We start from the raw sequence: 10619 nt of genomic DNA, 5'->3' as shown, positions 1-10619 counted from the left end.
GTCAGACCCCCTCACCCTCGACGGCGTAGAACGGATAGACCAGGTTGTGCAGCGCGTTGTTGGAGCGCAGCCGGTAGTCGACGTGGATGAGCAGCAGCGTGTCGCTGGGCAGCGCGGGATTGCCCGGCTCGACCCGCACGTCCAGCACGTCGATGCGCGGTTCCCACTCGGTCAGCGCCTCGCGGACCAGATGGGCCAGCGCCGCGCGGCCGGGCGGGCTGTCGCCGGTGAAGACCAGGTCGTGGATGCCGCAGCCGAAGCGCGGGCGCATCTGCCGCTCGCCCCGCGCGGTCGCGAGCACCAGCCACACGGACTCGGCGACCGACCGCTCGCCGCTGCCGTACGCGAGGCCGCCGTGCGCGTCCACCCGGAGGGGGAAGCGCCATCCGGTGCCGAGGAACGCCGGTCCGGTCATGGGCAGAGCGTCTTCCGGACGTCGTCGATCGTGGTGAGCACGTCGTTGAGGGTCTGGATCACCGGCTCCAGCGCGTCGGCCGCGGCCTCACCACCGGGCGGGGTCAGCGTGATCGGCTCGATCCCGGCCAGCGCGAACAGCGGCGAGGCGAGGCTCAGCACCGCGCTGATCGGCTCGATCGCGTTGGCCAGTGAGCCGGCCGCGGCGTTCGCGTTGTCCTGCGCGCACTGGAGCTGGGCGAGCAGGTCGGGGTTGTCCGCGGCGGCCTGGATCTGCAGGCTCAGCCCCGACGCCAGCGAGACGACCGTCTGCAGCTGACCCACCAGGCAGTGCATGATCTTGCTGACCAGGTTGAGCAGGTCGCAGATGAACGGCACCAGCGGCGCGCCGGTGAGCACCAGGAAGCAGGGCGCCAGGTCGGAGACGGCCTTGGTGAACTTCCCGAGTATCTCGGGGCTGGGCGGCGACGGCGGCACCTTGCTGAGCCCGCCGATGATCTCGGCCAGCGGCTCGAGCAGCTTGAGGATCTTCAGCGGGCAGTCGATCGCGGCCAGGAACGGCGCGAGCTGCAGCATCAGGCTGAAGCTGAGCGCGCAGTCGGTCGGCACCCCCTTCGACATGTCCTGCAGCGCGTGGATGGTGCCACCGGTGGGCAGCCGGATCTGGAGCGGATCGGGCTGCGGCAGCCGGATCAGGTCGCACTCGGGCAGGTCCAGCGCGCGCTGCAGGTCCACCGATACCGGGATGTCGATCTGGGGCGGCATGGCGACTCCTGTCAGATGGGGTTGTTGTTGGGCGTGACGATGCGGCGGTAGACGGGCTGGCCGTTCGCGGTGTTGCCGAGCACGATGACCGGCGCGTCGATCTCCAGGACGCCGACCGAGCGGATCGTCACCTTGCCGTTGGTGAGCACGATCTGGTTGCCGGCCGCGTCCTCGATCGCGATGCCGCCGGTGTTGCCGCCCGCGGTCGGCGTGGAGTCGAGGAACCGGATCGTGTGCCCGTTGTAGGACCGGATCATCCGTTCCCGGACCGCGCCCGAGGGCGGCCCGTCCAGGCCGTTCCACAGGTAGCCGACGATGTACGGGCGCTCGGGATCGCCACGGTCGAAGGCGAGCACCACCTCGTCGTCGACCTCGGGCGGGAACCAGATGCCGCGGCCGGCGCCGGCCATCGGGGACGCCACGGGCGCCCACCGGCTCATCCGCTTGCCGTTGAGCCAGGGGTAGTCGACCTGGATCGCGCCCTCGCCGTCCGGGTGGTCGACGTCGGTGACGACGCCCAGCACGATCCCGTAGATGCGGCTCATCGCGCGCCTCCGGTGGCCCCGCGCCCGCCGCTCGCGCCCCGGCCGTCGTCCTCGCGGCGCGCCGTGAACGTCGTCCGGTAGCCCATGTCGTTCAGGACGTGCGTCGTGGTCGTGACGAAGTACCGGCCGTCGATGCGCGGATCGACCTTGGACAGGTACACCACCCGGCCGGCCCGCAGGTCGGGCAGCCCGACGGTGACCCCGGTGACCGTGACCATCTGGCGGTTGAGGTCGCGCAGCACGTTGACGGCCCGCTGTTTCGCCTCGCCGGTCGTGTAGATCGGCTCCCCGGCCACCACCTCCTCCCGGTCGGCGACGGCGGCGAACCGGTGCAGGTCGGGGTTGAGGTCGGCGCAGTCCGCGTCCAGCGTGGCCGACTCGCTGATCGACTTCTTGGCCTTGCGGTCCCAGCCCAGCACCGTCACCTTCTTGACCTGCCGGCCCATCGAGAAGGCGGCCTTGAGGCTCACCAGCGACATGCCCCACTCCAGCAGGTACACCTGGTCGCGCAGCCGGTCGGACGGGCCGAAGTAGAGCTGGTGGTCGCCGGTGACGGTGTCGAGCCCCTCGTACACCAGCGTGTAGCCGAGTCGGCGGGCCCGCTCCATGAGGAAGACCACCGGGTACATGTTGTTCATGAACACGTAGTCGTGACCGGTCTCCTTGAGGGCGGCGGCCCGATCGGTACGGACCCGCACGTGCGGCCCGAGCCCGGGGCGCCCGGATCCCTCGTCGGGCGGGCCGGCCAGGGCCACCGCGAGGTCCGAGTCGCGGATCGTGCCCGTGCCCGACTCCGGCCACGCCCACGTGTACTGCTTGCGCCGGAACCGGTCGAGCTGATTCAGCCCGCGTACGGTGATCCGCGGCGCCGCGGTCTCGGTGAGCTCCACGTCCACCGAGGTCAACTGGCCCGTCACCATGGTCCGCAGGTCGTCGGCGGCGCCCCGGTAGCCCATCAGCAGCTGCACCTCGGCGCCCGGCTCGAAGACCTCCGGATGGGTCGCGCTCGGCCCGAAGTACGGCGCGTTCCGCTTCGTCGCGTCCCAGTTGTTGACCTGGAGCGTGAAGCCGTCGACCTTGTCGACGCTGTCGTCGTAGGTCACCTCGATGACGTCGCGCACCACCGAGCGCGGCATCGGGGCGCCGGCCACCTTCACCTCGAACGCGGGCACGTAGAACGGCTGCCGCGTCTGGTAGAGCGGGATCGGGACGGCCGGGGCGGTCACGGCAGCGTCCTGGGCAGCGCGAGCACCGTGCCCGGCGCGACGTCCAGCGGGTCGTCGATGTCGTTGGCCTCGGCGATCACCCGCCACCGTGCCGGGTCGTCGTAGGCCAGATAGGCGACCCGGGACAGCGTTTCACCCTCGGCCAGTACGTGCGCCTTGGTGTGGTCGGCCGACTGCAGGTTCAGCTGGTCGACCTGCTCGGCGAGCGTCTTGTACTCGCGCAGCGCCAGCGTGACCACGGCCCGCAGCGGCACCCCGGCCGGGTCGAACAGCGTGTACCGCTGCCGCACCGACTCGACCACGCACTTGAAGCCGTTGCGGGAGTTGGACCCGGTCCCGCCGGCCCGCCGGCCGGGGAAGTGCGTGCCGCCCCAGCTGAACAGCAGCACCGGCGGCGCGTGGCTCCCCGACTCGATCTTGATGAGGTCGTAGAACTTGTCGGTGCTGTCGGTGACCGGGGTGGCGTTGACCGCGGTGCCGGCCTCGGTGCTGTCGAAGAACAGCTCGACCGCGAACGTCTCGGCCTGGCCCCGGACGAACTGCAGGATCGGCGAGTCCAGCCCCGGGATCGGCACCTCGGCGATCTGGTTGGTCTTGGCCAGGGTGTACTCGGTCGGGTTGAACTGGACGGCCAGCCCGGCGCCCGGGGTCCCGTCCGGGTTCAGCCGATAGAACATCGCCTTCTGCGGGTTCATCCCCGGCTCCCCGGGTCGTCGTCGAGCCAGGGCGGGGTGGCCAGGCCGGTGCGCGTCGCCCGGTCCGCGTCGGCGTCCCGGCCGGCGCGGCGGCGCTCCTCGAGCCGGGCCACGGTCGCGTCCACGATCCGCTCGAGCAGGCGCGGCGTCAGGATCGACTCGCCGTCGACCGCGCGTACGGTCGAGGCCAGCTCGCCGATGTGGACGTCCATGCCGCTCACCCGCCCAGCGTTCGCGCGATGGTGCCGATGGCCCCGGCGATCTGGGAGACCGCGCCGCCGCCCTCGGCCCGCAGTCCCTCGTGCGCGATCTCGAGCTCCTCGATCGCGACGGTGCTCTGGGTGGCGTTCAGCATGGGGCCGGTCCACTTGCTCGGCAGGCCGCGCAGGAAGCGCCAGGCGCGAACCGGGTCGCCGGCGTCGTTCAGCAGCGTGACCACGCCGTCCTTGCGCTTGCCCCGGCCCTCCAGGAAGCCCTGGTACCAGGCCCACAGATCGTTGCCGACCGCCACGCCCCGGCGCAGCCGCAGCGGCGCCCATTGAATGCGGCCGGGGAAGCGCAGCACGGTGTCGTTGCGCCCGCCCTCCTTGTACTCCTCGATCGCCATCGAGGTCTCCAGTCCGGCGCACTCGCTGAACCCGGCCTGGATCGGCCGGCCGCCCATGGCCACCGACACGACGGTGCCGACCGCGCCGGCCGCGTCCACCAGCGAGACCGCGAAGTTCCAGCCACCCACCGGCTCAGTCACGCGCCACCTCCGTCACTTCCAATGCCGCTTCCGTACGCCCGATCCGCAGCACCACGAACTCGGCCGGAAGCACCGGCGCCACCCCGATCTCGACGGTCAGCGCGCCGTCGTAGCCGTCCGGCGGGATCAGAACGAAAAACGCCTCCTCCGGTACGCCGCCGGCCAGCGCTCCGGCACTCCACAGCCCGGTGAGGTAGCCGGTGACGGAGGTGACCAGCAGCCGGACCAGCTCCGGGCCGGCCGGCTCGAAGACCGCCCACTGCAGCTCGGCCCGCAGCGTGCGGGTCATCGCGAGCAGCAGCCGCCGCACGTTCAGCAGGAAGACGCCGCCGGGGCCGGCCGCCGTGCGCGCGCCGTAGACCCGCAGGCCCCGCCCGGGCAGCGCCCTCAGGCAGTTGACCCCGTCCGGGTTGAGCAGGCCCTGGGCGACGCCGTCGAGCTCACCGTCGAGCTCGACCGCGGCCGCCAGCACCTCGTTGGCGGGGGCCGCGCCGGGCCCGCGCGCCGCCTCGACGCGGCCGATCACGCCGGCCACGTGCCCGCTCGGCGGGACGACCCGCGGCGGGTCCGCCATCCGGATCCACGGCGTGTAGGTCGCGGCGTACGAGGAGTCGAAGGCGGCCCGCCAGTTCAGCAGGGCCGGCAGGTCCGCGCCGATCGCCCGCGGCGGGTCGAGCAGCGCCAGCGTGTCCGTCCGCTCTCCCTGCGCCACCAACGCTTCCTGCCCTACCTGCAGATCGAGGGCGGAGAACGCGCGGCGGCCCTCGGCCAACGCCGGATCGTGCGGGACCGGCGGCGCGGGCGGGGCGGCCGGCGCCGGGCAGCACGGATCGACCGGCGGCGGCACGACGGGGGCGTGGACGGACGGGGTCACCGACTCGGCGACCAGGTCGGGCACGGCCAGTATCGCCACCTCGCCGACCACCTCGTAGGCCCGCAGCCCGTCGAGCACGTCGGCCAGACGCAGACCAGCCGTGCCGTCCCGGCCGCCGCGCAGCGGAATCGGGGATCCGGGCGCCGGCAGGTCGTAGGGGCCGGTGGCGGTGACCGTGGCGCGGATCAGGGCGCTCTCGGCGGCCAGCACGGCCACGGCATACCGCGGATGGTCAAGGCGCAATGACAGGCCGGTGTGCACCTCCGCGAGGGTGCCCGCCGACTCGACCGACAGCGTGACCGCTTCCGCCTCCAGCACGATCGGCAGGGTCAGGTCGTAACCAGCGTCCAGCGGCAGATCCCAGCCGATCCGGCGGGCGACCGGGTCCACCGACGTGACCAGCCGCTGAGTGACCAGCGCCGGGTCGCCCTGGGCGAGCCGCACCAGCGTTCCGGGCGTCAGACCGGCCGTCCCGGCGACGTAGCAGAACTGCCGGGACGACGGCTGAGGACCGATGGTCGTGGTGGCCGCGCCGGCGGTTCGGCTCACCCCGACCGCGAGCATGCCGCCCCACGCGCCCGGGCTGGCGGCCATGACGGTGAGGCCGGGAAGGACGGCGGTCGCCGCAGCGGCTCCGGTCTCCAGGCTCACCGGGGCGGTGAGGTCGAACTCGGCCGACAGCTCCCGGTCCCAGCGGACGGTCCCGGTGCTGGGGTCGGCCTCGACGACGAGGTGGTCGTGGGCGACGGTGCCCTGCGTGACGGTCACGACCGCGCCGGCCACCAGGGCGTCCGGCGGGGAAACCACCGAGCTCTGCCGATCCGCCGGCTGGGCGCCGGCCGGCGCGAGCGTGACCGGGGGAGCGGCGACCCGGGTGACGTAGCAGGTGCGGCCGCCGTTGTCGAAGAAGCCCTTCACCGCGTACGCGACCAGACCGGCCGGCGTGAACTGCCCGAACACCGTCGTGAACTGGGCCCACGTGGTGAGCCGCACCGGAGCGCCCAGCGGCCCGCGCTCGCAGACCCCGACGAACCCGCAGACGTCGACCCGGGCTGGGCTCAGCCCGCTCGGCACTCCCGCGGTGTCGGCGGTCTCGTAGTACACGCCGGGCGTCCGGTAGACGGGCATCGGCTACACCGGAACCTGGACGACGCGCTCGACGCTGAGCTCCATGCTCACGATCCCCACCTCGTTGGTGGTGGCGTTGAACGACGGCGCCTCGTACTTGCACGGCCAGGCGGCCTCGAAGTTCCAGCGCAGCACCCCGTTCGCCTCGGCCTCGGACTCGCCGCGCAGGATGATCGCGCCGTTGCGGCGGTCCGCCTCGCCGTTGACGACGTTGAGGTACCAGTTCCACAGCTCGGGGTTGGTGGTGATGCCCCGCTTCAGCACGATGTTGGCGTACTTGCGCAGGCCGGGCAGCTTGCGTACGTGCATGGTCCGCTCGTTGCCCTCGCGGTACTCGACCGAGTCGATGGACAGCTGCAGGCCGCTGGCCTCGCGGAAGCCCGCCACGGTGATGTTGTCGATCTCGACGGTGAAGTTGTAGCCGCGATACGGATCGATGCGGTCGCCGGTAGCCATCGCCAACCCTCCCTAGAGTTCCTGCGCCGAGGAACCGCCGAGCCACTGCCCGATGCGGACCACCACGAACTCGGCCGGCCGCACCGGCGCCACCCCGATGTCGAGGATCAGGCGGCCGTTGTAGAGGTCGTCCGGGCCCATCGTCGAGCGGTCGCAGCGCACGAAGAACGCCTCCTCGGGCTTGACGCCCATCAGCGCGCCGGCCTTCCACACGCCGGTCAGGAAGATCTCGACGCTCTGCCGTACCCGCGCCCACAGCCGCTCGTCGTTCGGTTCGAAGACGACCCACTGCAGCCCGACGTCGAGCGACTCCTCGAGGAACAGGAACAGCCGGCGCACGTTGACGTACCGGAAGTTCTCGTCGCTGGTCAGGCACCGGGCGCCGTAGACGCGCAGGCCGCGCAGGTCGGACCGGAAGTTGCGGATGACGTTGACCATCGCCGGGTTGAGGATGTCCTGCTCGCCCCGGGTGACTGTCACCTCGAGGTCGAGGCAGCCGCGGATCACCTCGTTGGCCGGGGCCTTGTGCACGCCCCGGCTGTCGTCCACCCGGGCGTAGATGCCGGCCAGGTGACCGCTGGGCGGCACGGTCACCGGCCCGCCCCCGATCGGGTCGAGCACGACGATCCGCGGGTAGTACAGGGCGGCGTACGACGTGTCGAAGCGGGCCCGCTGGTCGAGGACCTCGGGCAGCCCGAGCGCGAGTCCGCCGGCGCCCGGTTTGGGGTCCAGGATCGCGAACCGGTCGGCCAGCCGCTCGCATTGCTCGACCAGCGCGTCCTGCACCGCGTCGTCGGTCAGTCCGGGCGCCGCGAGAATGGCGACCTCGTCGACCTCCTCGAACGCGCGCAGCCCGGTCTTCTGCCCGGGACCGAGGTCGTCGCCGCGGATCGCGATCGCGTCCGGCGGCGCGGTGCCGTCCGACCCGTTGGTGTCCAGCGGGACGGTCAGCCCGTCGAGGCCGGCCGGGAACAGCAGCGGGTGGGTGGCGGCCGGCGCGGTGCCGAACGGCTCGATCAGGGTGGACGCCTCCAGCCGGTCCACGTAGTACCGGCCGGGCACATCGGCCAGGGTCAGCCCGGAGAACCGCTCGGACACGGTGTCGGCGGTCGCGGAGAGGCTGAACTCGCAGGTCGAGACCGTGGTGTAGTCGTCCGGCGCGGCCAGCTGCGGCGTCAGGTCGCCGTCGGCTAGCGCCGGGCCGAGCAGGGTGAGCACCGGGCCGTCGACCGAGGCCACCTCGCGGTACAGCTTGGTGTTGCCGCGGTCCAGCTCGACCCAGGCGCCCGCGTAGAAGTTGGCGGCCGACAGCAGCCGCACCTTGTTGTCGTCGACCGCGCCGGTGACCAGGTGCCCCGCCGTGACCTCGACGAGCCGCGAGGTGGCGGCCGACTCGTGTCGCGCCTCGACGACCAGATCCCGCCCCCAGGCGCCGGCGCTGGTCGCGCGGAGCTCGACGCTCGCGGGCACCGGGTCGCCGATGTTGGTGAGGGTGTCGATGGCGCCGTCCGTGGCGACCGTCTCGGTGTTGGTCTGTACCACGGTCCACCTGGCGCCGAAGACGTCGGTCGCGGAGACCACGTCGTCCAGGGTGGCCGCGCCGGTGCGCCGGTCGAGCGCGGTGATGGTGCGGTCCGCGCTGGTCGTGGTGACCCCGTCCCGGGTCTGCTGAAGCCGCAGGACGCTGCCCACCTGCAAACCCCGGGTCGAGGTCAGGCGGATCACGTTGGCGGCCGCGGGCGGGGCGAGCACGGTGTCGAGCACCAGCCGGGTCGTGATCCCGCCGGAGGTGGTGGTCTGGGCCGCCGTCGCGTCGTCGGGCACTACCCGCACCACGTAGACCCGCTGGCCCTCGTTGGCGAAGAACCCCTCCACGGCGTACGGGAGATGGGTTGCTCCGGCGAAGGCACCGCCGAGCGTGAAATGCCCGCCGAAAGCGCGGAGGAAGTCACCCCAGTTGGTGACCAGCGTGGGGCGGCCCGTGGTGGGGCCCCGGCGTGCCATCCCGATGAAGCCGGCGGTGCTCGTGCCCACCCCGGCGATCGGGGTCGGTCCGGCCGCGACCTCCTGGATGTACACCCCCGGCGAGAGGTACTGGACCATGGTTACGTCTCCTTACGGCCGTACGGACAGGTCGAGCGGGTTGACCGGCCGGCTCTCATCCGGCCGCCAGACGGTCGGCGGCTGGGCGCCGGCGAGCCCGGCCGCGGTGGCCTTCACCGCCACCGCGTCCACCCCGCGCACGCCGCCGATCTGGTAGAAGCCGGCGGCGTCGGCGCGCGCACCGGTCGCGTGGTCGGTCGTCTCGCCGGTCACGCCGTCGGTCACCCGTACGGTGTCCGCGGTCAGATCGGCATCCAGCGCGACCAGGCAGTCTCCGGCGGCCAGCGGGCGCACCACCGTGCGGGTCGGGCCGGACGGCGTGATCGTGACGGGTTCGAGGGTGGCGCCCGGCGCGAGGCTCACGGCGAGCGGGCGGGTGAGCAGGAGCAGGTCGCCGACGACCGCGCGGACCTGGAGGTACTGCTCCCGAGGACCGGCGCGCAGGATCGTTCCGGCGGCGATGCCGGTGGCCGCGAGCACCTCGTCGCCGGCGCGTGCGCCCGCCGGGCAGCTGACGGGTGCGCCGGCCGACGCGACGGTGGTGGCCCGGACCGTGGTCGTGGTGGCCGCTCGCGCGCCCGGCACGCCGATCCGCAGCGCCAGCGGGAAGAGCCCCGGCACGGATGCGTCGGTCACGAACCGGATCAGTGCGCCCGGGATCGGGTCCTGCGACAGGTCCTCCCGGCGGACCTGACCGGCCACGCCGACGGCCGGGCCGGGGATCTCGACGTCGCCGAGCAGCACCGGCGGAACGCTCCCGGCCGCGAGTGGCACGGCCAGCTCGAACGTCTCCCGGCCCGGCGCCTCGAGTCGTACGGTCACGCTGTCCGCCGCGGTGGCCAGGTGAGGGAAGACCAGGCCGGCGACGCCGGCAACCACGAATTGGCCACCGGAGGCGATTCGGGTCCGGGTTCCGGGCCGGTCACATTCCACGCGTACGCCGGTGAGCGGGTCCCCGCGTCCGTCGACCGCGCGTCCCGCCACGAGCACGTCGTACACATCGAGGCGGGTCACGGCGCGTACTCGATCTCGCGATGCAACACGGGCTGCGCCTGCCGGGGTGGCAGCTCGCTGTCGATGGTCACGTGCTGCACGACGTACGGGATGGAAAGCCGGTAGGGCAGGTGAAGGACGTGCCAGAGCCGGGTGTGGTCGATCATGGCCTCGGTGTCGATGTGCACGCGCAGCTCGTCGTCCGCGCCGGTCAGGGTGTCGCGGAGGTCGGCGCCGGCCAGGACCGGATGGTCGTTGAAGACCTCGATCACCCGGCCGTGCAGCAGCTGGCTGGTCTCCGGGTCGGTGACCAGCGGGCTGATCAGGTAGCAGAGCTCCAGCGGTATCGGCCGGCGGGCCCGTTGATCGTCGGCCGGCCGCGGCTCGGGCCGGTTCATCAGATCGGGATCCCGGCGTACCTGGTAGAGCCAGAGCGAGATGCCCTGCGCGTCCGAGGCGTCGTGCATCTCCCGCGGGGAGCGGAGGTCGACCGCGATGGTGGCCAGCTGCGGGTCGGCGCTGTCGGTGATGTACCGGCGCAGCAGCGCGGCCAGCGTCAGCGTGGCGGCACGTACGACGGTGAAGTCACCCACTCGAGCCCCCGGATCCCGGAATCTGTTTCGACGCCGGTCACCGTGCCCAGGTCAGCGTCACCGTGGCGTGACCGCGCGG

General features: G+C 72.4%; 12 protein-coding genes. All 12 read right to left on the bottom strand.

Annotated elements, in window-relative coordinates; all coding sequences use genetic code 11:
* Position 1: 1 nt before the first annotated feature.
* The 12 genes from A3CQ_RS0102630 to A3CQ_RS0102570 are packed head-to-tail and all read right to left on the bottom strand — an operon-like array spanning position 2 to position 10540.
* On the bottom strand, positions 2-415 hold the full coding sequence (locus A3CQ_RS0102630) for a GPW/gp25 family protein (protein WP_020509357.1): 414 nt from the start codon (positions 413-415) through the stop codon (positions 2-4).
* Positions 412-1179, bottom strand: a complete 768-nt coding sequence (locus tag A3CQ_RS0102625) for a hypothetical protein (protein WP_020509356.1) — start codon at positions 1177-1179, stop codon at positions 412-414. The genes A3CQ_RS0102630 and A3CQ_RS0102625 overlap by 4 nt, the downstream gene beginning before the upstream one ends.
* An 11-nt stretch (positions 1180-1190) precedes the next feature.
* On the bottom strand, positions 1191-1724 hold the full coding sequence (locus A3CQ_RS51185) for a phage baseplate assembly protein V (protein ID WP_020509355.1): 534 nt from the start codon (positions 1722-1724) through the stop codon (positions 1191-1193).
* A complete protein-coding gene (locus A3CQ_RS0102610) occupies positions 1721-2950 on the bottom strand; it encodes a phage late control D family protein (protein WP_020509354.1) in 1230 nt (409 codons plus the stop codon). Before A3CQ_RS0102610 ends, A3CQ_RS51185 begins: the two co-directional genes overlap by 4 nt.
* Positions 2947-3645: a CIS tube protein gene (locus tag A3CQ_RS0102605; RefSeq protein WP_020509353.1), complete on the bottom strand. Its 699-nt coding sequence runs from the start codon at positions 3643-3645 to the stop codon at positions 2947-2949. Before A3CQ_RS0102605 ends, A3CQ_RS0102610 begins: the two co-directional genes overlap by 4 nt.
* Positions 3642-3857, bottom strand: a complete 216-nt coding sequence (locus A3CQ_RS0102600) for a hypothetical protein (protein WP_020509352.1) — start codon at positions 3855-3857, stop codon at positions 3642-3644. Before A3CQ_RS0102600 ends, A3CQ_RS0102605 begins: the two co-directional genes overlap by 4 nt.
* A gap of 5 nt (positions 3858-3862) precedes the next feature.
* A complete protein-coding gene (locus A3CQ_RS51180; RefSeq protein WP_157295207.1) occupies positions 3863-4393 on the bottom strand; it encodes a phage tail protein in 531 nt (176 codons plus the stop codon).
* A complete protein-coding gene (locus A3CQ_RS56980) occupies positions 4386-6395 on the bottom strand; it encodes a phage tail sheath subtilisin-like domain-containing protein (RefSeq protein ID WP_020509350.1) in 2010 nt (669 codons plus the stop codon). Before A3CQ_RS56980 ends, A3CQ_RS51180 begins: the two co-directional genes overlap by 8 nt.
* A 3-nt stretch (positions 6396-6398) precedes the next feature.
* Positions 6399-6851 (bottom strand): phage tail protein, encoded by a 453-nt coding sequence (locus tag A3CQ_RS0102585; RefSeq protein ID WP_020509349.1) that lies wholly within the window; start codon positions 6849-6851, stop codon positions 6399-6401.
* 12 nt (positions 6852-6863) lie between these two features.
* Positions 6864-8954: a phage tail sheath subtilisin-like domain-containing protein gene (locus A3CQ_RS51170; RefSeq protein ID WP_020509348.1), complete on the bottom strand. Its 2091-nt coding sequence runs from the start codon at positions 8952-8954 to the stop codon at positions 6864-6866.
* A 12-nt stretch (positions 8955-8966) separates the two neighbouring features.
* Complete coding sequence (locus tag A3CQ_RS0102575; RefSeq protein ID WP_020509347.1) at positions 8967-9968, bottom strand: hypothetical protein; 1002 nt, start codon at positions 9966-9968, stop codon at positions 8967-8969.
* On the bottom strand, positions 9965-10540 hold the full coding sequence (locus tag A3CQ_RS0102570; RefSeq protein ID WP_020509346.1) for a Pvc16 family protein: 576 nt from the start codon (positions 10538-10540) through the stop codon (positions 9965-9967). Before A3CQ_RS0102570 ends, A3CQ_RS0102575 begins: the two co-directional genes overlap by 4 nt.
* Between the last annotated feature and the right edge of the window lie 79 nt (positions 10541-10619).

The sequence above is a fragment of the Paractinoplanes globisporus DSM 43857 genome (assembly GCF_000379645.1).
Taxonomy (GTDB): domain Bacteria; phylum Actinomycetota; class Actinomycetes; order Mycobacteriales; family Micromonosporaceae; genus Actinoplanes; species Actinoplanes globisporus.
The sequence above is the reverse complement of the archived record's forward strand: the minus strand, read 5'-3'. Positions and strand labels throughout refer to the sequence as shown.